General features: G+C 64.0%; 18 protein-coding genes and 1 tRNA gene. 7 read left to right on the top strand and 12 right to left on the bottom strand.

Annotated features, from left to right (window positions below; translation table 11 throughout):
* Positions 1–414: a hypothetical protein gene (locus ACQ4W4_RS03110; RefSeq protein WP_326456810.1), complete on the bottom strand. Its 414-nt coding sequence runs from the start codon at positions 412–414 to the stop codon at positions 1–3.
* Positions 415–433: 19 nt separating this feature from the next.
* Positions 434–856, bottom strand: a complete 423-nt coding sequence (locus ACQ4W4_RS03105; protein ID WP_436540735.1) for a hypothetical protein — start codon at positions 854–856, stop codon at positions 434–436.
* A 160-nt stretch (positions 857–1,016) separates the two neighbouring features.
* Here ACQ4W4_RS03105 and ACQ4W4_RS03100 point away from each other — a divergent pair, with 160 nt between their 5' ends.
* Complete coding sequence (locus ACQ4W4_RS03100; RefSeq protein WP_436540734.1) at positions 1,017–1,760, top strand: helix-turn-helix domain-containing protein; 744 nt, start codon at positions 1,017–1,019, stop codon at positions 1,758–1,760.
* 77 nt (positions 1,761–1,837) lie between these two features.
* On the opposite strand, the gene ACQ4W4_RS03095 is transcribed toward ACQ4W4_RS03100, so the two are convergent.
* Both ACQ4W4_RS03095 and ACQ4W4_RS03090 read right to left on the bottom strand, forming a co-directional pair.
* Positions 1,838–3,292: a DUF3999 domain-containing protein gene (locus tag ACQ4W4_RS03095; RefSeq protein WP_436540733.1), complete on the bottom strand. Its 1,455-nt coding sequence runs from the start codon at positions 3,290–3,292 to the stop codon at positions 1,838–1,840.
* The gene (locus ACQ4W4_RS03090) at positions 3,289–6,477 is read right to left on the bottom strand and encodes a DUF2339 domain-containing protein (protein ID WP_436540732.1); all 3,189 of its coding nucleotides are present in this window, start codon (positions 6,475–6,477) and stop codon (positions 3,289–3,291) included. Before ACQ4W4_RS03090 ends, ACQ4W4_RS03095 begins: the two co-directional genes overlap by 4 nt.
* A gap of 245 nt (positions 6,478–6,722) precedes the next feature.
* Here ACQ4W4_RS03090 and ACQ4W4_RS03085 point away from each other — a divergent pair, with 245 nt between their 5' ends.
* Entirely contained in the window at positions 6,723–8,609 is a 1,887-nt protein-coding gene (locus ACQ4W4_RS03085; protein ID WP_436540731.1) for an MFS transporter, read from the top strand.
* Between the two features lie 3 nt (positions 8,610–8,612).
* Here the strand turns inward: ACQ4W4_RS03085 and ACQ4W4_RS03080 are convergent, their stop codons facing one another.
* Together ACQ4W4_RS03080 and ACQ4W4_RS03075 are read right to left on the bottom strand one after the other, a co-directional pair.
* A complete protein-coding gene (locus ACQ4W4_RS03080; RefSeq protein ID WP_436540730.1) occupies positions 8,613–10,154 on the bottom strand; it encodes a hybrid sensor histidine kinase/response regulator in 1,542 nt (513 codons plus the stop codon).
* A gap of 8 nt (positions 10,155–10,162) precedes the next feature.
* Positions 10,163–11,677 (bottom strand): DUF7125 family protein, encoded by a 1,515-nt coding sequence (locus ACQ4W4_RS03075; protein WP_436540729.1) that lies wholly within the window; start codon positions 11,675–11,677, stop codon positions 10,163–10,165.
* 421 nt (positions 11,678–12,098) lie between these two features.
* Between ACQ4W4_RS03075 and ACQ4W4_RS03070 the strand changes: the two genes are divergently transcribed.
* The 5 genes from ACQ4W4_RS03070 to ACQ4W4_RS03050 all read left to right on the top strand — a co-directional run bounded on the left by ACQ4W4_RS03070 (position 12,099) and on the right by ACQ4W4_RS03050 (position 18,807).
* On the top strand, positions 12,099–13,319 hold the full coding sequence (locus ACQ4W4_RS03070; protein WP_436540728.1) for an efflux RND transporter periplasmic adaptor subunit: 1,221 nt from the start codon (positions 12,099–12,101) through the stop codon (positions 13,317–13,319).
* 15 nt (positions 13,320–13,334) lie between these two features.
* The gene (locus ACQ4W4_RS03065; RefSeq protein WP_436540727.1) at positions 13,335–16,499 is read left to right on the top strand and encodes an efflux RND transporter permease subunit; all 3,165 of its coding nucleotides are present in this window, start codon (positions 13,335–13,337) and stop codon (positions 16,497–16,499) included.
* Position 16,500: 1 nt separating this feature from the next.
* Entirely contained in the window at positions 16,501–17,949 is a 1,449-nt protein-coding gene (gene adeC / locus ACQ4W4_RS03060; protein ID WP_436540726.1) for an AdeC/AdeK/OprM family multidrug efflux complex outer membrane factor, read from the top strand.
* A gap of 63 nt (positions 17,950–18,012) precedes the next feature.
* Positions 18,013–18,627 (top strand): TetR/AcrR family transcriptional regulator, encoded by a 615-nt coding sequence (locus tag ACQ4W4_RS03055; protein WP_070219162.1) that lies wholly within the window; start codon positions 18,013–18,015, stop codon positions 18,625–18,627.
* A 103-nt stretch (positions 18,628–18,730) separates the two neighbouring features.
* Positions 18,731–18,807 (top strand) — tRNA-Pro (locus ACQ4W4_RS03050).
* Between the two features lie 324 nt (positions 18,808–19,131).
* Here ACQ4W4_RS03050 and ACQ4W4_RS03045 read toward each other — a convergent pair.
* The 6 genes from ACQ4W4_RS03045 to ACQ4W4_RS03020 form a co-directional block, all read right to left on the bottom strand.
* The gene (locus ACQ4W4_RS03045; protein ID WP_436540725.1) at positions 19,132–19,293 is read right to left on the bottom strand and encodes a hypothetical protein; all 162 of its coding nucleotides are present in this window, start codon (positions 19,291–19,293) and stop codon (positions 19,132–19,134) included.
* An 84-nt stretch (positions 19,294–19,377) separates the two neighbouring features.
* Positions 19,378–20,406 (bottom strand): acyl-CoA dehydrogenase family protein, encoded by a 1,029-nt coding sequence (locus ACQ4W4_RS03040; protein WP_436540724.1) that lies wholly within the window; start codon positions 20,404–20,406, stop codon positions 19,378–19,380.
* Between the two features lie 116 nt (positions 20,407–20,522).
* A complete protein-coding gene (locus ACQ4W4_RS03035) occupies positions 20,523–21,140 on the bottom strand; it encodes a hypothetical protein (RefSeq protein ID WP_436540723.1) in 618 nt (205 codons plus the stop codon).
* A gap of 216 nt (positions 21,141–21,356) precedes the next feature.
* Entirely contained in the window at positions 21,357–21,716 is a 360-nt protein-coding gene (locus tag ACQ4W4_RS03030; RefSeq protein WP_436540722.1) for a hypothetical protein, read from the bottom strand.
* A gap of 622 nt (positions 21,717–22,338) precedes the next feature.
* A complete protein-coding gene (locus ACQ4W4_RS03025; RefSeq protein WP_436540721.1) occupies positions 22,339–24,429 on the bottom strand; it encodes a methyl-accepting chemotaxis protein in 2,091 nt (696 codons plus the stop codon).
* A gap of 57 nt (positions 24,430–24,486) precedes the next feature.
* Positions 24,487–25,245, bottom strand: coding sequence for a TorF family putative porin (locus ACQ4W4_RS03020; protein ID WP_436540720.1), 759 nt, complete (start codon positions 25,243–25,245; stop codon positions 24,487–24,489).
* Positions 25,246–25,465: the final 220 nt, after the last annotated feature.

Below are 25,465 nucleotides of genomic sequence, written 5' to 3'. Positions count from 1 at the left end.
TTACGCTTTCGAATGGTGAAGGATGGCATTGCCGGCCGCGTTTGGCACATAGGCGATGGCTTTGCCCGACAGCATCAGCATGTGGCCCGTCGAGACGGCCACTACCTTGACCACCGTGCCGGCCGCCAGCGACAGGCCTTGCATGGCCTTCTGGCTCAGCTTGACGGAAGCCGTGGCGGCGGACGATGCGCCCTTGGCCGCGCTTTTGAGCACGAGCACGCTGCCGTCGGCCGCGTCTTCCACCTTGTCGATGACGATTTCACCGGCGGCGGCCAGCACCGACATGGAGCCGACCAGCACGATGGCCGAGGCCATGCTGGCATTGTCGGAGGCGTTGGTGGTATCGGAGTTGGCCTGGGCCAGCGGCGCCATGGCGGCGGCGCACAGCAGGGTCATGGCGAGTATGTGTTTCATGGAGGTCCTTTTGTCGGTATTACGCTTTGGAGTGGTGCAGCAGCGCCTTGCCCAATTCGTTCGGGATGAAGGCGATGGCCTTGCCGGACAGGACCAGCATGTGGCCGGTGGACAGCGCCACCACATTGACCACGGTGCCGGCCGCTAGCGACAGGCCCTTGGCCGCTTGCGTGCTCATCTGGATGGACGCGCCGCCCGCTTCGGAAGCGCCTTTCAGCACGATGACGATGCCTTCGCCCACCGTTTCCACGCTGGCAACGACGACCTGCCCGGAGGCGACCAGCATCGACATGGACCCGGCGACGACGATGGCGGAACCCTGGCTCAGGTTTTGCGAGCCTTGCGACAGGTTCTCCGAGGCGGCGGCGTGGACCAGGCCGGGGGCGGCCACGGAGAGTGTCAGCAGCGACAGGGACAGGCAGAGGGGCAGCAGGCGTTTCATGTGTTTCTCCTTCAAATGTGCCAAGTGGCAACGCCATCATTGTAGACTGTGGGCAATTGGTCAATGAAAACGCTACTCGTAGCGGGCAGGCATACCGCAGGTAGCGTATTGCGCTACTTTTTTGCTGCCGGAACCGATGCTATTTTTATAAAGGAAGTGCATGCCGCAAACCCACGCCTTGATCGAAGCCCTGAAACGCCTGTTGAAGGCGCGCGCCGTCACGTATGCCGAACTGGCCCAGCGCATCGGCGTGTCCGAAGCCAGCGTCAAGCGGATGTTTTCGCAGAAGCAATTTACCCTGCAACGGCTGGACCAGATCCTGGTGGCCATCGGCAGCGATTTCCAGCAGCTGGCGCTGGCCGTGCAGTCAGCCCAGGCCGCGCCCACCCTGATCACGGGACTGACGTATGCGCAGGAAAAGGAAATCATCGAGGACACCCGGCTGTTCGTGGTGGCTGTCTCCGCCCTGAACCTGCTGCCGCTGGAACAGATCGTCGCCATCTACGACATCAGCGAAGCGCAAGCCGTGAAATATCTGCTGCGCCTCGACAAGATCGGCTTTCTGGAACTGCTGCCGAATAACCGGGTCAAACTGTTGGTGGCGCGCACGTTTGCGTGGATACCGAACGGTCCCATTCACACGTATTTCAAAAAGGAAGCCTATGGCGACTATTTGAATTCGCAATTCGATGGCGAGACGGAATTGCTGCGCCTGGTGAACGTGATGCTGTCGAAGAAATCCACGGCCGCCTTGCTGGAGCGCCTGAAGCAAGTGGCGGTGGAATTTTCGCAGCGGCACCAGGAAGACGCGCGCCTGCCCGGCGACGAGCGTTTGGCCATCAGCTTCATGCTGGCGGCGCGTCCGTGGATGCCGCAGACGTTCAAGGCGCTGCTGCGGCAGTGAGGCAGCGGATAGAGCAAAGCTAAAGCACGTCAGCGTAAAGCAAGTCAGCGGTACAGCGCGATGTCGCGCCCGAGCGGCTAATGCTCCTGCTTGTCGGTACTGCCTTGTTCCTCTTTCATCTGCGACAGTAAACGCCAGGCAAAAAAGCCCAGCACGCCCACGCCCAGCAGCAGTGCCGCCCACAGCGCGGCCAGGCGCCACGGTGCCCCATCCTTGGCAACGGGTGTGGGCGCCGCTGCGCTCCCGTTGGCCTGGAGGGAACCGGCGCTGGCCGCCTTCAGCGCCAGCAGTTCGTCCGTCTTGAATCCGGGCGCCACCTGCGACAGCGGCTGCGCGACGGCGGCGGCGTTGCTGTTGCCAAATGCCAGTTGATAGGGCGGCTTGCCGCTGGCCAGGAAAACGACGGTGGCTGGCGTCCAACCCAGACGCAGGGCGGGCGCATTGCCGGCGGCGACTGGCTGCTCCGGGGATGTCTGCAGCACCCATTCGCCGGTTTGCGTCACGGGCATGGCCAGGTCGCCCGAAATCCTTTCCTTGCCATCGACGCCGATGCGGTAAAACGTCGTGCTCAGCAGAGGATCGAAATATGCGCCTTGCGCGGGACGCGCCTGGTGGCGCAGGTGCAGCCGGTGTCGGGGAACATAGCTGCTCTGGCGATACACGCCGAGAGTCACGGGCAGCACCGTATTGGTCTGCGTCAATTGCAGGCCGATGCTGTCGGCGGGAAGGGCGTGGGGCGTGGCGTAGCGCCATTCATTCGCCTGCTTGCCGGGTGCGCCTTGCAGCACAACGCTGGCGCGGGGCGCGGCGATGTCCGTTTCGCTGACGGCTTGCGCCGTGATCGCCGCAAAGGCCAGCGGTTCGCCCGCTTGCCAGCTCAGGCGTGCATAGCGGAAGGCGCGTGGCGCAAAGGCGATGCTGTCGTTGGCCAGGGTTTGCGTGTCGCTGTTGCTGAGCCAATTCAAGGTGGTGGTGCCGATGGCGTCCCATTGCTTCAGGTCATCGCTCACTTCCAGCAGCACTTGCGCACTGTAATTGTCCGTGCGGGCCGGCGGCGTGAAGCGCAAGGCGGCGATGCGTTTGTCTTCCGATTGCTTGCCCAGGTCGAGGATCAGCGCCTGCAGTGCCGTCGTGGCCGCTGCCGCGCCCGCGCGGGTGCTGACCGACAGCAAGCGGCCATCGTCGGCCGTGCGGATATCGATGCCTTGCAAGCCATCGCCCGTTGCCGGCGCGCCCGTCACGGGGAAAATGCGGGCGGGAATGGCTGTTCGCTGCGTGGCCGATTGCGCGGGGGGGACGCCGATGGCGTAGGCCAGGCGCTTGCCGTCGGCGTCGAACAGGCGCACGTCCGCCAGGCTGGCCGAGCGGGCGTGCAGGTATACTTCCCTGGGCAACGACAGCTGGACGATGCCCGCGCCGGCCGGCGACTGGATGGACATGCTCCAGGCATAGTCCTGCGGCCGGTCCTGGCCAGGCGCTGCCAGCGCGGCGCCTGCCGCCAGCAGGCTGCAGCAGATCAATGAGGCTTTCATGCGGCTCCTTGCTGAGGTTCGGCTGAAGCGGGCGCGGCAGCCTTGGGGAAGGGCGCCAGGTAGCCGATCAAGACCATCAGCAAGCCCACGCCCACGAAGGAAACGATACGTTCGATGCCGCCCACGTTCGACAGGTCGATCAGGAACAGTTTCACGACAACCAGCCCCAGCAGCACGGCGCCCAGGCTCCATTGCTGGCGCAGCTGCCGGCGGGCCGCGTGGCGCATCAGCAGCAGGGCCGTCACGCTCCACACCAGCGACAGCAACGCTTGTACAAATTGCGACTCAAACAAATCCTCGAACTGGTATGGCACGCCCATGTAATGCGAGACCGTGCGCAGCAGCATCAGGTTGAACCAGCCATACAGCAGGCACGCGGCCACGACGGGCACGCGCGCTTGCCACAGGGCGGGCAACGGTAACTGCTTCGCCGGCAGCAGGCGGTAGCTGGCAATGGCCAGCAGGACGGCAAAGCCCGTGCTCAGGTCCAGCGGATTGAGCAGCGGCAAGTAGGGCAGGGGCGCCATGGCGCCGTCGTCGAGGATGTTCCACGCGGCGATCAGCAACAGCGACCACAGCGCGCCCAGCGGTATCAGGGTGCGCTGGTACCACGCGGCGATCGGCGCCACCGGCCAGGCGCCTGCGCGGCAGCGGCGGATCAGCCAGGTCAGTAGCAGCATCATGGCCCAGGCCGGCAAGTAGCGGGCCCAGGCGGGGCTGACGCCGCCTTCGTGGCGCGCCAGCCAGGCGCCGACATGGATGGCGCCCACGGGCCACAGCATCAGCCATGGCGCGGCCGTGCGCAGCGTATGCAGCAGGCGCAGCGCCCGCACGTCGAGTTGCCAGCCCGCTTGCGGCCAGGCCCGCAGCAGGTATTCGCCGGCCGCCAGCGCGCCGGCCAGGGCCAGCCAGCTCAAGCCCGTCGGCAGGTAGTCGCGCAGGTACAGCGCCAGCAGCAGGTTGGCGCTCCACAGGCCCAGGCCGAGCCAGGCGGCCACGGTCAACCAGCGCAGTTGCGGCCAATCGAGGCGCCGCGCCAGGATGGCGAACGCAGGTGTCGTGACGGACACGGCGAGCAGGTACAGCGCCAGCCAGTGTTCGCCCGCGTGCGGCTGCAGGGACAGGTCGCCATCGATCAGGCGCAGCAGCCAGCTGACGAGCGGCACGAGGATGGCGGCAAACCACAGCAGGCCGCTCCAGACCAGCAGGGGGCGCGCCACCAGGGCCAGCAGCTCGTCGCCGCCGCGCGCGCGCAACGCAAGGAAGCGGGCGCTGGCAAAGGCGGCGGCGCCCAGCAGCAGGGCGCTGAGGAAGGAGCCGCCGAACAGGCTGGCCGGATGCTGGTCCCAGGCCCAGCTGGCGTGGCTGAGCAATATCATGCCGGCCAGTACCTGCACGGCCAGCAGCAGCGCGCGCGGCGCATGCCATTGTTCGCGCCGCGCCAGCGCCGCCAGCAGGGCGGCCACTGCCAGCGCGCTGATCGTCAGCAGGTTCAATTGCGTGGCGGCATCCGTGCGCAGCAGGATTTCGCTCCAGATGCCGCCCAGCAGCCAGGCCGTGGCGGCCGTCAGGAACAGCACCGACAGGCTGCCCATGAACTCCGGATGCAAGGGGCTGCCATGGCGGCGGAAATTGTAGGCCATCACCAGCGCCGCGGCGGCCAGCAGCGCGCAGCCGAGCCAGATATTGGCGTGCAGGGCCGCCGCCGTATCGAGTCCCTGCATGGCGCCGAGGAAGGCAAGCCAGGCGGCCCCCTGCACCAGCAGGCCGAAGGCCCAGGCCAGGGTCTGGCGCTGGCGCAAGCCGACCCAGACGATGCCCGCGCCTTCCAGCGCCCAGGCGGCCGACGTCCAGCGGCCGTCGAGGGCGAACGGAATGGCCAGGGTGCCGAAGACGATGCCCAGCGCGAGGAAGGCTTCGGCCAGCAGTTTGAAGCCGTTCCTGCGCCACAGGGCCACGGCCAGGCCCGTGTAGGTCAAACCGGCGACCAGGGCGGAAAACGCCAGGCCGAAGTCAAAGTGCCGGACCAGGCCGTACTGCAGGCCCATGGCCGCCAGCGGCGTGCCGAACACGAGCGTGCCATCCACATAGTGTTTCAGGCGCGGCGCCTGGCGCGCGCAGTAGGCAATCGCGATGCCGATATAGAACAGCACGAACAGGATCAGGAACAGCTGTGTCGACAGGTAGTTGTCCGGACTGTAGCGCAGCAGGCCCCAGGTGGTGGCGACGACGAAGGTGAAGCCAAAGCTCAGCACATTCAGCACGCGCCAGGCGCGTTTCAGGGCGATGGCGAAGACGCCCGCATTGAGCAGCGCGTAATAGCTGAACAGGCCGATATGGTTGCCGCTGCCCGTCGACACGAGCAGGGGCACGGCAAAGCCGCCGACGATGCCGAAGACGGCCAGCCAGACGGCGTTTTGCAGCACGGCCAGCAAACACGTGAACGCCGTCAGCACGAACAGCACGGCAAACGCCAGGCCCGCCGGGATCAGTTCATACAGGCGGAAGGCGCCGAACGTCACCAGCATCAAGATCGCCAGCGCCGTGCCATGCAGCGGCAAGCTGATGCCGGGACGGCTGAGGCGGATGCGCCAGGCCCAGGCCAGCAGGGCGATGTCGGCCAGCGCGATGCCGGCCAGGCGCAGCTCGATGGGCAGCGTGACCTGCGCCGACACATACTTGAGCAGGAAGCTGACGCCGAGGAAGAGGATCAGCAAGCCCAGCTTGGCGACCAGGTTGCCGGTAAACAGCCAGTTCTTCGCCTTGGCAAACAGGCCATCCGGGCGCGCGATCCAGGAAGGGGTGTTGGGGGCGGCGGGGACGGGTTTGGCGGGAGCCGGCGCGGCGGACGGCGCAGGCTTGGGCGGGGCTGCCGCCGGCACTGCCGGTGCGGCCTTTGCCAGTGCGACCGGCTCGGTCATGGTCGCTTGCGGCACCGGAGCCGTTGGCGGCGGGGACGCAGACACAGGTACAGGCACCGGCACAACCCTCTCTTCGGCGGGCGGGGCAAGTGGTGCTTGTGCCTGGCCTTCCAGCGCTTGCAGCCGCTGCTGGATGCCGTTGACTTCCTTGCGCAGGCGCGCCGTCAGCAGCTCCAGATCGGCCACCTTTCTGCGGTATTGCAATGCCAGCACGAAGGCGGTAATCAGCAAGCCTAGGATGAACAGCGTGATCAATCCAAACATGGAGTAGCTTTCCTGGAAGGGCAGGGCGAAGGTGCCCGACGTATGCGCACATTACCTTATTATCAAGAGACTGGCGATTTCTGTTGTGTCAGGGCAAGTACCGGGGCGGCATCAGGAAGACATGGCCAGCATGGCGTGGCTGGCTGTTTTCCGTATTGACGCCAAGCAAGATGACGACATTCAGATTGTCGCGCGCAGGATAGTGCTGTATTTTAGCAATTCCTTAATTGCCGGTTCCCCATGCCATGAGTCAAAGCAGCCAGTTTTCCTTATTGTCGCAGCGCCGTTTCGGGCCCTTCTTCTGGACCCAGTTCTTTGGCGCCTTCAACGACAATCTGTTCAAGACGGCCCTGATGGTGATCCTCGCCTACGATGCGCTGAGCTGGACCACGCTCGACCCGTCCACCATCACCAACCTGATTCCCGGCCTGTTCATCCTGCCCTACGTCGTGTTTTCGGCCACGGCCGGCCAGCTGGCCGACAAGTTTGAAAAGGCGGGCCTGGCCCGCTTCGTGAAATGGATGGAACTGGCCATCATGGCCGTGGCCGCCGCCGGCTGGATGACGCATACCCTGTGGTTGCTGGTGGCCGCCGTGGTCGGCATGGGCGTGCATTCGACCCTGTTCGGCCCCGTCAAGTATGCCTACCTGCCGCAGCAGCTCAAACCCGAGGAGCTGGTCGGCGGCAATGGCTTGATCGAGATGGGCACCTTCGTCGGCATCTTGCTCGGTGAAATCCTCGGCGCCGTATTGATCGTACACAAGCCGCTGGGCGTGGAACTGGTGGCTGGCGCGACGATCGCCGTGGCCGTCTTCGGCCTGGTCGCCAGCTACCGTGTGCCGCGCACGCCCGCGCCGGAGCCGGACTTGAAGGTGAGCTTGAACTTCGTTGCCGAATCGTTCCGCAACCTGAATTTTTCGCGCAAGAACCGTCCTGTCTTCCTGGCCATGCTGGGCAATTCATGGTTCTGGTTTTACGGCGCCCTGATCCTGGCGCAATTTCCCGTGTATTCGAAGGATTTCCTGCATGGCGACCACAGCGTGTTTGTGCTGCTGCTGACCGTGTTTTCCGTCGGCATCGGCACGGGTTCCCTGCTGTGCGAACGCCTGTCCGGCCACAAGATCGAGATCGGCCTGGTGCCGTTCGGCTCCATCGGCCTGTCGCTGTTCGGCATCGACCTGTATTTCGCCAGCAATGCATATGCGAATACGCAAGTGGTCGACGCCCTGGCGTTTGTGGGCCAGGCGGGCGTGCCGCGCATTCTGCTCGACATCGTCATGATCGGCGTGTTCGGCGGCTTTTTCATCGTGCCCCTGTTCGCCCTGATCCAGACGCGCTGCGACCCGAAACACATTTCGCGCACCATTGCCGGCATGAATATCCTGAACGCCCTGTTCATGGTGGCGGCGGCCGGCGTGGCCATCGTGTTGCTGGGAAAGGGCTTTAGCATACCCCAGCTGTTCCTCGTCACGGCGATTCTGAATGCGCTGGTGGCGGCGTATATCTTCTCGCTGGTGCCGGAATTCCTCATGCGCTTCCTGGCATGGATATTGATCCAGACCGTGCATCGCGTCAAAGTCGTCGATGGCGAGCGCATCCCCACGGAAGGCGCTGCCGTGCTGGTGTGCAACCACGTCAGCTATGTGGACGCCATCGTCATCATGGCGGCCAGCCCGCGCCCCATCCGCTTCGTCATGGACCACCGCATCTTCAAGATGCCGCTGATGGGCTGGATCTTCCGCACCGCCAAGGCCATCCCCATTGCGCCGGCCAAGGAAGATCCATTCCTGATGGAAAAGGCCTTCATCGATATCGCGCAAGCGCTGCACGAAGGCGAGCTGGTGTGCATCTTCCCCGAGGGCAAGCTGACGCGCACGGGCCAGATCAGCGAATTCAAGGGCGGCATCGCCAAGATCGTCGAGCGCAGCAAGGTGCCCGTGATTCCGCTGGCGCTGCGCGGCTTGTGGGGACATCTGTTGAGCCACCGCAATGGCCATTTGTTTGAGCGCGCCTTCAAGGCGGGCTTGCGCTCGCGTCTGTCGCTGGCCGTGGGCATGCCCGTGCCGCCCGAGGCCGCCACGCCGGAACTGCTGCAGCAAAAGGTGCAGGAACTGCGCGGCAAGTGGAAATAAGCACTATGGCGTTGGCGTAGGCGTCCCTTTCTGGCGCGCCAGGTGGGCGCGCAGCAGGACGGCGATGGCGTCGAAATCCACGGGCTTTGTCAGGTGATGGTCGAAACCGGCTTGCTCCGTGCGCGCGCGCGCCTCGCCCTGGCCCCAGCCCGTCAAGGCGATCATCAGCACGTCGCGCCCCTGCGCGCGCTGGCGGATCTGGCGCGCCGCTTCGTAGCCATCCATGTCCGGCATGCCCAGATCCATCACGACCAGTTGCGGCCATACCCTATCGACTGCCGCCAGCGCCTGCGCGCCGCCATACGCGACCTTGGCGGCATAGCCATCAAGCTGGAACAGGCTTTGCAGGGAATCGGCTGCGTCGCGGTTGTCGTCCACCACCAGCACTTGCACAGGCTGGCCCGCGCCGGCGGGCGTGTCGCTTCCGGCGGCGGGCGGCGTGGCGGACGGGAGGCCAACGGCGCTGGCCGGCAGGGTGACGATGAAGCGGCTGCCACGCCCGGGGCCGTCGCTGTAGGCCTCGATGCTGCCGCCATGCATTTCGGCAAATTGGCGCGCCAGGCTCAGGCCGATGCCCAGGCCGCTGGTCATCTCGCCCGCCAGCGTGCGTCCCTGTTCGAACATGGAAAAGATGCGTGCGATGGTGTCCGCGTCGATGCCGATGCCATTGTCTTCGATCATCACCTGCAACTGGCCCTGCGCCAGGCGTGCCGAAATGTGGATGAGCCCGCCGTCCGGCGTGAATTTCACGGCATTCGAGACGATATTGGCAAAGATCTGCACCACCCGGGCATAGTCGGCGTGTAATGTCACGGCATGCGGCGGGAGATCGACGGTGATGCGGATGTGCCGGCTGCTGGCCGCGGGCTGGCATAGTTCGATGACATGCTCGAGCACTTGCTGTAACTTAAACTCCTTGCGCTGCAGCAGGACCTTGCCGCTGGTGATGCGCGCCACGTCGAGCAAGTCGTCCACCAGCCGCGTCAGGTGCGTCACCTGGCGCTCGATCACGTCGCTCACCTTGCCGACCTGCGCCGATGCCGGAAACAGGTGCTTGAGCAGGGCCACCGACGACTTGATGGGCGCCAGCGGATTGCGCAGTTCATGGCCGAGGCTGGCAATGAATTCGTCCTTGCGCCGCTGCGTCTCGCGCAACTGGTACTGGCGCTGGCGCGCGCGCAGCATGGCGTGCGCCGAGGTGATCAGGGTCAGGATGTGCACGGGGCGTTCCAGCAGGGTCAGGTTGCCCAGGGTGGAGATAGCCTGCCGCACGGGCAGGGAATCGAGTCCCGCGTGCGTCAGCAGGATGATGGGCAAGTCGGACCAGTCCGGCTGCTGCCGGGCATAAGCGTCGAGCACGGAGTAGACCCCAGCATGCAGCGCCTCTTCCACCGTCAGCACGCCGCCGGCGCCCAACGCCAGCTGCTCGGCCAGTTCGCCGGGCGAGCGGCAGGCGTGGCTGGCGATGGCGCTGCCCGCCAATACCGTGCCGGCCAGGACGGCATCTTGGCCGGCAGGCGCGTAGATCAGGATGCGCTGCTCCATGATGATTCCTAGGGGAAGGGCGTGCCGCCGATGGTGGGCAAGCCCGACAGGATGCCGTGAAAGCCGGCCAGGGGCGGGCCGATGCGGATGCCTTGCGGGCTGATCTGGAAAGGGCGGATGCTGCGTTCGTGCGCGCTGCCGCGCTTCTTGAAGACGGAAATGGCTTGCCGCACCTCGCCTTCCGCTTCGTAATAGCGCAGCATGATGACGCTGTCGGCCAGGTAGCTGGCGTCGGCCGCCGTCGTCATCGAGGTGCCCAGCATGTTCTGCTGCACCCCGACGAGCAGGGTGGCCACGCCGCGCTGGCTCAGGTAATTGAGCAGTTCGTGCAGATAGGTGCTCTGGAAGCGCTCGTCGGGTACGGCGTGCATGTAGCCGTTCAGACTATCGATGACGATCACCTTGGCGCCCCGCTGCGCCGCGTCGACCACGGCCTGGGCGAATTCGCCCGGGGTCAGCTCGGCCGGGTCGACTTGCTGCACGCTCAGCAACCCGGTGTCGAGCGCCGCCTGCAGACGCATGCCCACGTTGTCGGTCCGGTTCAGCAGCTTGCTGCGCGCTTCCTCGAACAGGAACATGGCGCACGGTTCGCCGCGCTTTGTCGCCGCGTGCACGAATTGCGCCGCCAGGGTGGACTTGCCGCTGCCGGCGGGGCCGGAAAGGAGCGTGCTCATGCCTTCTTCCAGGCCGCCGCCTATCATGGCGTCGAGTTCGGGCAAGCCGCTCGACAGGCGCCGGTGGCCGCCATCGCGGCGCGTATCGGCCGCCACCAGACGGGGATAGACGACCAGGCCGTCATGGGCGATCTTGTAGTCGTGCGTGCCGCTGCGGAACGGTACGCCCCGGTATTTGACTACCCGCACGCGGCGCCGGTCATTGCCATAGTCCTGGTTTTGCAGCTCCAGCGAGATCACGCAGTGGGCCACGCTACGCACTTGCAAGCCGTCGTCCAGCGCGGAACGGTCGTCGATCAGCACGGTGGTGCAGTGCCGGCTGGCCAGGTATTGTTTCAACGCCACGACCTGGCGCCGGTAGCGCAAGGGGTTTTCCGCCAGCAGCTGCAGTTCGGACAGCGAATCGAGCACGAGGCGGGCCGGGCGGTGCTTTTCGATGGCGGCCAGGATGCGCTGGTTGGTCGAGGCCAGTTCGATTTCCGACGGGTGGAAGATCGTGTACTGGCGCTCGGGATCGAGCATGTCGTCGCCGGGCGCCACCTCTTCGATGGCGATGCCGGCCAGGTCCCAGCCATGCGACAGGGCCGCGCCGCGCAGCTCGATTTCGGATTCGGCCAGGGCGATATACAGCACGGGCGTGCCGTTGCGCGCCCCTTCGGCCAGAAACTGCAGCGCCAGGGTGGTCTTGCCTGTGCCTGGCACGCCTTCGAGCAGGTACAGGCGCTCGGCCAGCAAGCCGCCCGTCAGTATGGTGTCGAGGCCGGGGATGCCTGTCGACAGCAGTGGCGGCGCGTCCAGGCCGCCCGCGCCATCGTCTTGCGCCTTTCCTTGCGCCTGTGCTGTCGTCATCGCGTCCTCGCTTCGCCACGCTGTGGCCAATATAGTAGCGCGTCCGCCGTAGCATGTCTTTTCGATACCATTGGTAAATAATCACGGCCGCCAGGCGAACCGGGGCCGGCAATGTTGCACACTTGTTCGCAGGTTCAGCAAATAAATCTTGACCCTGCTAAAGTATTGACTCAACCCAACTCTCCCGCTTTGCCGTTTTTGCCGCCGCCAGCCCGTATTTCGATGGATCCTGCTGGTGCGCGCCTGCTGTTGTTGTCGCCATTTAATTGCATCATTAGCAATAAATCACGCTTAAAGGTTACTTTGTTTCAATTGTAACGCTGCTTGACGATTTTAGAATGATCGTTCATTCTTTGATCTGCGTTAATAAATTTAGTCATTTCTAACGACACTAGCCAGCTTCTTTTTCAGAAAGTCCAAGATGCAACCAACCTTTTCCCTGACGTCGCCGCGTACGAGCGGCGCTATTGCCGTTCTGTGCGCCACTGTAATCATGGCCGGCTGCAGTAAAAAACAGGAAGCACCTCACGCGCAGCAAGCGCCGCAGGTGGTCGTGTTTACTGTTAATCCGGCCGCGTTGCCGATGAGCGCCGAATTGCCCGGCCGCACGAATGCCTACCAGGTCGCCGATGTGCGCCCGCAAGTCGGCGGCTTGATCCAGAAGCGCCTGTTCGTCGAGGGCAGCGATGTGAAAGCGGGCACGGCCCTGTATCAGATCGACCCGGCCACCTACCAGGCCGCCTACAACTCGGCCAAGGCCGCGCTGTCGAAAGCCAAGGCCAATCTGCTGACGGCCGGTCCGAAAGCATCGCGCTACAAGGAACTGGTAGCCATCGAAGGCGTCAGCCGTCAAGAGTACGATGATGCCGTCGCCGCCTTCGAGCAAGCCAAGGCAGACGTCGAGTCCGCCAACGCGGCGCTGGAATCGGCGAACATCAACCTGCGCTACAGCACCGTGACGGCGCCGATCAGCGGCCGCACCAGCCGCTCGACCGTGACGGCCGGCGCGCTGGTCACGGCGGGCCAGGCCGAAGCGCTGACCACCGTGCAGCAACTCGATCCGATCTATGTCGATGTGACCCAGTCGAGCACCGACCTGCTGCGCCTGAAACGCCAGATGGCCGACGGCTCGCTGAAGAAAGTGGGCGAAGGCCAGGCCAAGGTCGACCTGATCTTGCCGGACGGCAGCAAGTACGGCGCATCGGGCAAGCTGCAGTTCGCCGGCGTGACGGTCGATCCGACTACCGGCAACGTGGTCTTGCGCGCGCTGTTCCCGAACCCGAAAGGCGAATTGCTGCCTGGCATGTACGTACGTGCCCAGCTGGAAACGGGCGTCGATGAAAAAGCCATCACCGTGCCGCAAGTGGGCGTGACGCGCAACCAGAAGGGCCAGGCCACCGCCCTGATCCTGAACAAGGAAAACAAGGTCGAGCAGCGCGTGCTGACCACCAGCGGCACCGTCGGCACCAACTGGCTGGTGACGTCCGGCCTGGCCGCAGGCGATCGCGTGATCGTGGAAGGCTTGCAAAAAGTCAAGCCAGGCGCGCCAGCCGTTGCCGTGCCGGCCAAGGCCGAAGCTGCTCCTGCGCCTGCGCCCGCCGCTGCCGCTTCTGCCGCCGCATCGGCTGCCAGCGCCCACTAATTCAGGAGAATATTAATGGCCCGTTTTTTCATTGACCGCCCGATTTTTGCCTGGGTGGTCGCGATCGTCATCATGCTTGCCGGCGTGATTTCGATCCTCAGCCTGCCGATCGCGCAGTATCCGAGCATCGCCCCGCCGTCGATTTCGATCAGCGGCTCCTACCCTGGCGCCTCCGCCAAGACCGTGGAAGATGCGGTCACCCAGGTCATCGAACAAAAGATGAAGGGTATCGACGGCTTGCGCTACATGGCTTCGTCGAGCGATGCGACTGGCGGCATCAGCATCACGCTGACGTTTACCAGCGGCACCAATCCCGACATCGCCCAGGTGCAGGTACAGAACAAGCTGCAGCTGGCCACACCGCTGCTGCCGACGGCTGTCACGCAACAGGGTCTCGTCGTGTCGAAAGCGACGAAGAACTTCCTGATGGTGTTCGGCTTCATTTCCGAAAACGGCAAGATGGATCAGACCGACTTGAGCGACTATGTGGCCGCCAACGTCGTCGATCCGCTCAGCCGTGCCGCCGGCGTGGGCGATGTGACCCTGTTCGGTTCGCAGTACGCCATGCGCATCTGGCTCAATCCGGCCAAGCTGCAAAGCTTTAACCTGACTCCGGCGGACGTGATCACGGCCGTGCAGGCGCAGAATGCGGAAGTGTCGGCCGGTGAACTGGGCGGCACGCCGTCCGTCAAGGGCCAGCAGCTGAACGCCACCGTGTCGGCCCAGAGCCGTCTGCAGACGGTCGAGCAGTTCGGCGCCATCTTGCTGAAAACCACCACCGACGGCGCCATGGTGTACCTGAAGGACGTGGCGACCATGGAACTGGGCCGCGAGAATTACAACACCGTGGCCCGCTACAACGGCCATGCGGCAACGGGCGTGGCGATCAAGCTGGCGACGGGCGCCAACGCGCTCGACACGGCCAACGCGGCGAAAGCCATGCTGAGCAAGCTGAGCAAGCAATTCCCTGAAGGCATGACTTATCAGGTGGCGTTCGACACGACCCCGTTCGTGAAACTGTCCATCGAAGAAGTGGTCAAAACCCTGGTCGAGGCGATCATCCTGGTATTCCTGGTGATGTATCTGTTCCTGCAGAACTTCCGCGCCACCCTGATCCCGACCATGGCCGTGCCGGTCGTGCTGCTCGGTACCTTCGGCATCCTGAACGCGTTCGGTTATTCGATCAACACCTTGACCATGTTCGCCATGGTGCTGGCCATCGGCCTCTTGGTCGATGATGCGATCGTGGTGGTGGAAAACGTCGAGCGCGTGATGAGCGAAGAGGGCTTGTCGCCGCTGGAAGCGACGCGCAAGTCCATGACGCAGATCACGGGCGCGTTGGTCGGTATCGCCATGGTGCTGTCGGCCGTGTTCGTGCCGATGGCCTTCTTCGGCGGTTCGACGGGCGTGATTTACCGCCAGTTCTCGATCACGATCGTGTCGTCGATGGTGCTGTCCGTTATCGTCGCGCTGGTGTTTACGCCAGCCTTGTGCGCCACTTTGCTGAAACCGGTAGAGAAGGGCCACCACGCCACCAACAAGGGCTTCTTCGGCTGGTTCAACCGCAGTTTCGACAGCAGCAGCAATAAATACCAGGGCTGGGTCGGCGCCATGATCACGCACCGCGCCCGCTCGATGCTGCTGTACGTGCTGTTGCTGGCCGGCCTCGTGTTCATCTTCATGCGCCTGCCGACCTCCTTCCTGCCGGAAGAAGACCAGGGCATCCTGTTTACGCAGATTCAGTTGCCGACGGGCGCCACGCAAGAGCGCACCCTGAAAGTGATCGAACAGGTCGAAGACCACTTCATGAACAGCGAGAAAGACAACGTCGCTTCCGTGTTTGCCGTGGCCGGTTTCAGCTTCGGCGGTAACGGCCAGAACACGGGTATCGCCTTCGTGCGCCTGAAGGACTGGGCGCTGCGCAAGGACGTGTCACAGAAAGCGCCTGCCGTGGCCGGTCGCGCCATGGGCAAGTTGTTGCAGATCAAGGATGCGATGGTGTTTACGTTTGCGCCTCCCGCCGTGCTGGAACTGGGTAACGCCACCGGTTTCGACATGCAGCTGCAGGATATCGGCGGTGTCGGCCACGACGCCTTGATGGCGGCGCGTAACCAGCTGCTGGGCATGGCGTCGCAAAACCCCGTCATGGTGGGCGTGCGCCCGAACGGCCAGGAAGATACGCCGCAGTACAAGATCGACATCGACCAGCAGAAAGCCACCGCGCTGGGCTTGCAGATCTCGGAAATCAACCGCGTGCTGAGCGTGGGCTGGGGTAGTTCCTATGTCAACGATTTCCTCGACCGTGGTCGCGTGAAGAAAGTGTTCATCCAGGGCGATGCCAGTTCGCGCATGCTGCCGGAAGACTTGAACAAGTGGTTCGTGCGCAATGCCGCCGGTCAGATGGTGCCGTTCTCGGCCTTTGCCACCGGCAAGTGGATCTACGCGTCGCCACGCCTGGAACGCTACGAAGGCTTGCCGTCGGTCGAGATCCTCGGTACGCCGGCGCCGGGCCAGAGCACGGGCGCCGCCATGAACGCGATGGAAGAAATGGTGGCCAAGCTGCCGCCTGGCATCGGCATGAGCTGGACCGGCGTGTCGCTGGAAGAGCGCGAATCCGGTTCGCAGACGCCGCAGCTGTACGCGCTGTCCCTGCTGATCGTGTTCCTGTGCCTGGCCGCGCTGTATGAAAGCTGGTCGATTCCATTCTCCGTGCTGCTGGTCGTGCCGCTGGGCGTGATCGGCGCCGTGCTCGGTACCTGGCTGTTCGGCCTGTCGAACGACGTGTACTTCCAGGTGGGCTTGCTCACGGTGGTGGGCCTGTCGGCGAAGAACGCGATTCTGATCGTGGAATTTGCCAAGGAAATGCAGGAATCGGGCATGTCGCTGCTGGACGCGACCTTGCATGCGGTGCGTCTGCGCCTGCGTCCAATTCTGATGACCTCGATTGCCTTCGGCCTGGGCGTGTTGCCACTGGCCATTTCCAGCGGCGCCGGTTCCGGCAGCCAGAACGCCATCGGTATCGGCGTGCTGGGCGGTATGTTGACGGCCACGTTCCTCGGTATCTTCTTCGTGCCGGTGTTCTTCGTGCTGGTGCGCGGCTTCTTCTCGAAGCCGGACGCGCCCGCCACGCCGGCGACGCCTGGCTCGCCAGCCGTCACGCTTTCCAAGGATGCACATTAATATGAAAAAATCGCTACTCTCCATGGCGGCACTGGCCTTGCTGGCCGGTTGCAGCCTGGCTCCCACGTACGAGCGTCCGGCAGCGCCGGCGCCCACGGCGTGGCCAACGGGCCCTTCCTACAAGGCCGACACGGCCGCCGCCGACGCCAAGCCGGTGGCGGACGTCGCCTGGCGCGAGTTCTTTGCCAATGCGCGCCTGCGCCAGGTACTGGAACTGGCGCTGGCCAACAACCGCGACCTGCGCGTCTCGATCCTGAACATCGAGAAGGCGCGCGCCACCTACGGCATCGAACGCGCCGCCCTGATTCCGACCCTGTCGGCGTCGGGCGGCCAGTCGGCCACGCGCATTTCGAAAAATGCCAGCCCGACGGGCGAAGCGTCCATCAACCGCCAGTACACGGCGAACCTGGGCGTGTCGGCCTACGAGCTGGACTTCTTCGGCCGCGTGCGCAGCCTGTCCGACAGCGCGCTGGAGCAATACCTGGGCACGGAAGAAGCACGCCGTGCACAACAGATCAGCCTGGTGGCCGAAGTGGCCAGCACCTATCTGAACCTGGTGGCTGACCAGCAGCGCCTGCGCGTGGCGCAGGACACCCTGAAGAGCCAGCAGTCCTCGTACGACCTGGCCGTGCGCCGCTTCAGCGCCGGCGCCACGTCCGGCCTGGACAAGTACGATGCCCAGACCAGTGTCGAGTCGGCCCGTTCCGACGTGGCTGTCTACACGAGTCAGGTGGCGCTCGATCAGAACGCGCTGGTCCTGCTGGTGGGCGGCCCCGTGCCGGCCGACCTGCTGCCGCCAGCCGAGTTCGGCGCCGTGACGGCCCTGGCGGATATTCCGTCCGGCGTGCCGTCGGACGTGCTGCAACGCCGTCCCGACGTGCTGGCGGCCGAGCGCACCCTGCGCGCCGCGAATGCCAACATTGGCGCGGCGCGCGCAGCCTTCTTCCCGCGCATTTCGCTGACGGCCACGGCCGGTTCGGTCAGCGACAACCTGTCGGGCCTGTTCAAGGGCGGCAGCGGCACCTGGAGCTTTTTGCCGCAGATCAGCTTGCCGATCTTCGATGGCGGCGTGAACCGCGCCAACCTCGATATCGCCAAGGTGCAGCGTGAAATCTCCGTGGCGCAATACGAAAAGGCGATCCAGGTCGCCTTCCGCGAAGTGTCCGATGCGCTGGCCCAGCGCGGCACCATCGACGAGCGCCTGCAATCGCAGGTCTCGCTGGTCGAGGCGTCGACGAAGAGCTACACCATCCACGATGCGCGTTACAAGCAGGGCGCCGAGTCCTACCTGAACGCCCTGGTGGCCCAGCGCGCGCTGTACACGGCGCAGCAAAGCCTGATCACGGCGCGCCTGGCCAAATCGACCAACCTGGTCACCTTGTACAAGGTGCTGGGCGGTGGTTGGCAGCCTGAGCAGACAGCCGTCGCGGCGGCTGGCGGCGCCCAATAATCACGGGGACGCCGACGCCGGCCTTGCCCGCAAGGGCAGGGCCGGCGCGCTACTGGAAAAGTCATGAACCAAGTTGAAAAGAAGCATCCGGATCCCGAGCGCGCCAACACGCGGCGCAAGCAGGTCCTCGATGCGGCCGAGAGCTGTTTCAGCCGCCGCGGCTTTCACGGCGCCAGCATGGCCGAGATATCCAAGGCGGCCGGCATGAGTGCGGGCCACATCTATAATTATTTTGACAGCAAGGATGCGATCATCGCCGCCTTCGTCATGCAGAATACGGAGCGGGTGTCGAACCTGATGCAGGACCTGGCGCAGCGCGAAGACCCGCTGCAGGCCGTGATCGACAATGCGGGCGAGCATGTGCTCGAAGCGCTGGACCCGACCACGTGGATGATGCCGCTGGAAATCTTTGCCGAAGCGTCGCGCAATCCGGCGATCGCGGAAATGCTGCAATGCTCTGACCGGCGTTCGCGCCAGTTATTTCTCTCCATCATCCGCGATGCGCGCATCAAGCGCGGCTTGCCGGCCGACGAGGAAATGCTGCAAGGGCGCCTCGATGCCCTGGTGGCGCTGTATCAGGGCTTGCCCGTGCGCTTCATTCACCATCCGGACGTGAAGGTCGAACCGCTGATCGCGGGCTTTCGCATCGTCCTGACGGCGCTGCTGCTGAGCGAATAGGGCGTCTGGCCGGGGCATGCAAGAAAGTTTGCGCAGATCGACATGAATCGCGCGCAAAAGCATGGCAAAAACCTAAAAGCGTCTGCTATAATTCCCACCTCGTCGGGGCGTAGCGCAGCCTGGTAGCGTACATGCATGGGGTGCATGGGGTCGGAAGTTCGAATCTTCTCGCCCCGACCATTAGATTCAAGGAGTTACAGCGCAAGCTGTATAGAAACCCAGTACTGTATATTATACGTTTGTATAATATCGGTGCTGGGTTTTTCCGTTGGGTCGGGGTTTCACGGAGGAGCTTGAAAAAAAACGCACTATGCATGTCGAGTTGATCGATGGGCTTGTCCTGGCGCAGGCCCAGCTCGCCGGTGATGAACTTGAACAGGCGGCCCATCAGTGCAGCGTATTTCTTCGCTGTGTTCGGCGTGTTTTTGAAGTTGTCGCGCAAGAAGCCGGCGCAGTTCTTGGTGGTCATCTGGGATGCGCGGAATTCTTCGAATTCGTCGGCGATCACGTCCAGATAACGCCATCTTGCGTATCCTTGCCGTCGTTGCCCAGCTTATTTTCCTTGAACTCCACGCAGGCATGTGGCAGCGAGCCTTCGGCAAGTTGCGGACTGCCCAGCAGCGCGGCGAGCGGGCGCACCCAGTCGGTGCTGTCCGGTATCGCCATGCCGCTCAAGTCATCACGTAGTCAAGTTTGCTCTGTTCGCCGGCCCGGAAGCAATCCGGTCCGGCAATTTTTTGCCCGCGCGCGTCACAGCATCCACGGATGTTCTTCCGCGCCGGCGACGATGCCGCCCAGCACGGCCTGGTCGCGTTCGGCATGGCTCTGGCGCAGGAAGACGGGCAGGTCGGTCGCCAGGCGCGCGAAATGGGCATCGCGGCACAGGGGGCCGGCGCCCAGCGCGCGCGTGGCCAGGTGCAGCACCAGTGTGGCCGCGTCTTCCACGGCCAGGCGCAGGCGCAGCGCCAGGGCCATCGCATCGCTTTGCGGGTGCCGGTCGATCTCGGCGGCGCCTTCGCGCAGCAGGGCGCCGGCCGCACGCAGGGTGCAGTCGATCTGGCCCAGCTGCGCCAGACGCACGGGATCGGGCGCGGCGTGCTGCGCGCGCGCATGCAGGTGGCTGGCGATGGCGCAGGCCGCGCCATACCAGGCCGCCGCGATGCCGGCGCCGCCATGCCAGAAGCCGGGACGCTCCAGGTAGGCGCCTGGCGCGCCGACGGGAAAGGCGCGCGCGGCGGAAAAGGTCACGTCGACGCTGGCGCAGGCGCGCATGCCGACGGCTTGCCAGCCTTCGTCCGTGACGTGCACGCCAGGTTGCGACAGGGTCGCCGAGACCAGGCAAGCCTGGTGATCATCGTTCCAGCAGCTGATCAGGGCATGGCTGAGGCCATGCGCGCCGGCACACCAGGCCTTGCGCCCGTCTAGTACATGGCGGCCATCGGCCATCTGCCGCAAGCGCACGCGCGCGCCCGGCAGGTCCGCGCACCAGACGCCCCAGCTGCTGCCAGCCGGCACGCCGGGAGCGCCGATTTCCGCCAGGATGGCGAGTGCATCCGTATGGCTTTCATACAGTTTGAACAGGGACAGGTCGATGGCGGCGACGGCGGCCAGCATTTGCCAGCGCTGCAGGGTAGCGCCGTGGCCGGGCAGGGGCAGCTGGTCCAGTCCCGCGTCGCGCAGGCGCCGCAAGCCTTCGATGGGGAGAAAGACGCTGTCCTGAGGCTGCAGCAGGGTGGCCAGCGCGGCGTGGGAGGGCAGGGAGAAGGTATGCTGAGACATGGCAAGCTCCTGTTTTTCAACAGGATAGCTTTTTATTTTTGCAATGTCTGTTTGATTTTACACAGATACCCTCGAACGGCCACGAGTTCATCACGTGGCCGGAGCAAATCATGCGCTTACTTTTTTACGTAGTGCAGGTCCAGGACATACACACCCTTGTCCAGCATTACCGTGTACAGGTCGTTGCCGCGCAAGGACAGGCCGCCGGGGACGCTTAATGCCGGCTGCATGCCTTCGTCCCACATGCACGATTCGCCATTGTCCACGTCGACGCACCATTGCTGCTTGCCATCGCGCAATACATATTTCACGGTGGCGCCGCTGCGCTGGAAGGAATAGGCCGGAACCGACGAGGTAATCTTATCGACGCGCAAGGTCGTTGCCGCGGCGTTGTCCGCCAGCTTGATCAGCATGTCGGCCGTACCATCGGGCTTGCCGGTGATTTTCGCGTTCATGCCGTCCGTCGCTATCACGGGGCCGGAGCAATCGGCCTTGAAGTAGGTTTCGCTGGTCGGCGTCAGTTCCAGCGATCCGCTGCCATCGCTCTTGAATGCGATGACGAGCATTTGACGGTCGTGGCTGTCGCAGGCCGATTGCCACGTGCCGATATACGCGGCCAGTGGCGAAGTGGCGCCGGAATCGCCGGCAAGCTGCTGTGTCGAACCGCCGCCGCCGCCGCAGCCGGTCAGGAGTGCCGCAGCCGAGCCGACCAATACTGCCAATAATTTTTTCATTCAGAGTCCTTTTCATCCGGCAGCGGTGCGTGCCGTCAACGCGGCCTGATTATAAAGTATTGATATGAGGAAATTCTCACCGAATCTATCGCTGACTTGATATGGATCATGTCGCGGAAAGGTGCTGAAATGAGTTGCTGGACTGAAGGAAATAGGCGGCCTAATTGGTGCGCATTGCGCCGACCACGCGGCGCAATACCTATTGTATTGGCCACTTTATTGTTTTACATAGCGCATATCGAGCACGTAAGCGCCGTCTTTTTTCATCACGGTAAATAATTCATTGCCGTGCAGATAAAAGTCGCCCTTGCCACTGACTGCTTTTTGCAAGCCGGTATCGGGGATGTCCGTGGTGTCGCCACTGCCATCAGTGATGCGCCAGTAAGGTTTGCCATCGACCATGACCGTGGTGACGGCCGGGCCCGTAAACTGGATGGTGTGGGCCGGCAGCGTCGATACGACCTTGTCGATGCGGATGTTCGAGGCGGGGCTGTCCGCCGTCAGCTTGACCTGGAATTTGCCCGCGCCATCCGGTGTCGCGGTAATCTTTTCACTCGTGGTTTGCGTAAATTGCACGGGGCCGCTGCCATCGCTTTTGAGGGCGACGACGAGGCGCTGGCGCGCTTGGTTTTCACAAGCGGGTTGCCCAGTGCCAACATAAGCGGCCAGTGCCGGCGTGGGGGCGGAGGCGCGACCGCCACTGGCGGGACGACCGCGTCACCGCTGGCGCTATTGCCATTGCTGTTGCCACCGCTGCCACCGCCACAGCCAACCAATACGACCGTGCTCGATACCATTAATAAAGCCAATACCTTTTTCGTGCGGAATCCCTATAAATCATCAACCGGCTGGAAGCCGTGCCATATGTGCGGCGATATTATAAGGTGCACGGCTATTTTGTTTTTGCTAAACAGCTAATTGGCCGGAATGCCTGCATTGCGCCTGGCCATTGGATAATTGATGTCAGGAGCGATGGATCATTTCCGGGTTCCGATGCGGCGGGAGATAAATGACGGTCATCTCAAGCTGCGCCCTTCCATCGCGACGAGGAGAAACGGCGAGGCGCCGCACCTTATGCAGCGTGGGGATGGTTTGATATGGCCGTTTATAAAGAACGCGATGGATTGGCGCATGGAGAGCAGTGGGAGATAATGCCGGCGCCTGAGAATGGCGCCGGCCGCCGCCAGAAATGGCCGGCTTAAAACTCTTCCCAGTCATCTCCTGCCGGTGCCTTGGCCGGCGCGTGCTGTGCCGCTTGCGGCTTGGCAACGGCCAGGCGCTTGGCGGGAGGTGCTGTCTTTTGCGGCGCGGCGCGCGGCGTTGCCACGGCTGCCGCCGGCGTTGCAGTCGGCGCTTTCTGCCCTACCTGTTCGCCCAGCTTGAACACGCTGACCACTTCGGCCAGATGGCTGGCCTGGTCTTGCAGGCTTTCGGCGGCCGCTGCCGCTTCCTCGACCAGGGCCGCATTCTGCTGCGTCACGCCATCCATCTGCGCCAGCGCCTGGTTGACCTGGGCGATGCCGTCGCTTTGCTCTGTGGTGGCGACGCTGATGTCGGCCATGATGGCGGTCACCTTGCGCACGCTGTCGACCACTTGCTCCATGGTGGCGCCCGCTTCATCGACGAGCTTGCTGCCGGCCGCGACCTTGCCCACCGAATCGTCGATCAGCAGCTTGATTTCCTTGGCCGCGGCGGCCGAGCGTTGCGCCAGGTTGCGCACTTCCGTGGCGACGACGGCGAAACCGCGGCCTTGTTCGCCCGCGCGCGCCGCTTCCACGGCCGCATTCAGGGCCAGGATATTCGTCTGGAAGGCAATGCCGTCGATGACGCTGATGATGTCGACGATCTTGTTCGACGAGTCATTGATCGACGTCATCGTTGCTATCACCTTGCCGACCACTTCGCCGCTCTTCTGTGCCACGCTCGATGCGGAGGCGGCCAGTTGATTCGCCTGGCGCGCATGGTCGGCGTTTTCCTTGACGGTGCCCGTCAGTTCTTCCACCGAAGCGGCCGTTTCTTCGAGCGAACTGGCTTGCTGTTCCGTGCGGGCCGACAGGTCGTTATTGCCTTGCGCAATTTCCGCGCTGGCGCGCGCCACGTTGTCGGCGCTGGCCTGTACTTGCAGCAGCACGGCGTGGATCTTTTCCACGAAGGCGTTGAAACCCTTGCCGATGACGGCCAGCTCGTCGGTCCCCTTGACTTCCAGTTTGACGCGCAGGTCGGCGTCGCCGCTCGACAGGTCCGTCATGGTGCGGCCCAGGGTGCGCAACGGACGCGTCAGCTGGTTGACGACGAGGATCAAAATACCGGCCGTGGCCGCCGCGCACAGCAGGGCGACGATCAGGGTATAGATCATCAGGTCGCGCGCCGAGGCGATGGCCACGCTTTTCGGGAAGTTCAGTTCCACGCTCCAGGGCGCGATATCGGGGTGGATCTGCAGCGGCTGCAGCAAATGGATGTAGCCCTGGCCATCTTCATATTCGTACGGCTGGCCCTGGCGCACCTTTTCCAGGCCGGCCGCAGGCACGTCGTCGGCCTTCTTGCCCAGCCGCTCAGGCACGGGATGGCTGGCGTACAGTCCGCCGTTCGAGATCAGGGCCAGCTTGCCGCCCTCGATCACTTTCAGGTCGGCCAGGATTTTCGCCAGGCGCGTGAGCATGAAGTCGGCGCTGGCCACGCCCTTGAAGCCGCCGTCGATCATGATGGGCGCCACCAGCGAGGCCATCAGCACATTCTTGCCGTCGACGGGGTAGATGTACGGTTCCGTAAAGTAGGTCTTGCCCGTGCGCTTGGGCACGTCATACCAGTCGTTGGCGCCCGGTTTCGGGTCGAAGACGATGGATTCGACTTGCAGCTTGCCGCCGGCGCCCCGCGTCCAGTAGGGCATGAAGCGGCCGCTGGCGTCGTAGTACGGTTTCTGGTTAGCGAAATCCGCATCCTTGCCGTCGAGCGCATTCGGCTCCCACGTCACGGCCGCGCCCAGCAAGTCTTCCGAGCTGGTCAGGGTGGCCTTGGTCAGTTCATTGATCTGCTCGCGCTGCAGGGGCAGGCTGGCGCTCTTGGTGCCGCGCATGGCGCCGGCCAGGCTGGACACGCTGGACAGGTTGCTGGCGATGCGCGCCTGCAGCGCGCCGGCCACTTCGCGCGCCGACGTGCGCGCCAGGTCCAGCGCGGCCGCTTCGGCGCTGGCGCTGCTCTTGTAACCGATCACCGCCGCCGTGACGCCGAGGCTGAGGACGGCGAGCGCGGTGGCGGCGACGCAGATTTTACTGTTCAGTGAGAGTTGCATGAGGCTGTTCCTTGATGGGGATGGGTATTGGTGCCATGGGCGTCGCGGGTGGCGCGCCTAGAACGTCTTGCTGATGGCCACGACCAGCGTGGCCGCGGCCGGGTTCGACGTGTCGAACTGGCCGGCCCCATTCGGGATGCCCAGCGTGTAATGGTCGTAGGCGTCGGTGGCGCCCCAGGCGCGCGTCACGGCCGCGCTGGCGCTCCAGCCGCCGTCGAAGGCCCGGGTGACGCCCACCTTGGCGTCACGCCAGTTCCAGATGGCATTGCCCGTGCCCGCCACGCGGCCATTGCCGGCGTGCAGGTTCAAGGTCCAGGCATTGCCCAGGTCGACATTCGCACCCACGTCCAGGTAGCCCGTGCCGCGCGCATGCGTGATGCCGAAGAAGTCGCGCGTGACGGTATGGTTGTACTTGGCATACAGCATGCGGTAGGTCAGGCCCAGCGACAGTTCGCCATAGTCGTACTTGACGCCCGTGGCGCGGTAGACGGCGCCCGGATACTTGTAGTAATACGCGAGTACGCTGTAGCCCAGTTCGCCAACCGTGCCGCTGTAGCCGCCGTACACGTCCCATTCGACGGTCGCATCCTGAATATAGCGGTCGCTGACGGTGGAAGCCCAGGTGCCGAGCGACCAGCCGCTCGGGTGCGCGTAGTCGGCCCCCGCCTGCAGCGCCGGCTTGCCCCAGGTCTGGCGAAAGCCGCGCGAAATGTATTGGGAAGTGAGGCTGGCATTGGCGCTGAAGGTGGCGGCAGGGCTGTCCGTGCTCTGCGCCTGCACTGGCAGGGCGGCCAGCAGGAAGAGGCAGCCGAGCAAGGATGTTCCAGGGAAATGGTGGTGCGATGGCATGGCAGTCAGCTCCGTATTTGCCGGCAGCGGCCGTCCAGGCGCGTTGCCTTGATGGTTACGATAAATAGATGCGGAATGGACTTTGCGCAAGCAAGGCGACACCGTCTGCATGCTCACAGGAGCATGCACACATTCTCACTAAACGTAACTGAAAGGATAGGGGCTGGGACTAGTGGAAGTCAACAAA

Source organism: Janthinobacterium glycogeni (assembly GCF_051380725.1).
Lineage (GTDB): Bacteria > Pseudomonadota > Gammaproteobacteria > Burkholderiales > Burkholderiaceae_D > Janthinobacterium.
The sequence above is the reverse complement of the archived record's forward strand: the minus strand, read 5'-3'. Positions and strand labels throughout refer to the sequence as shown.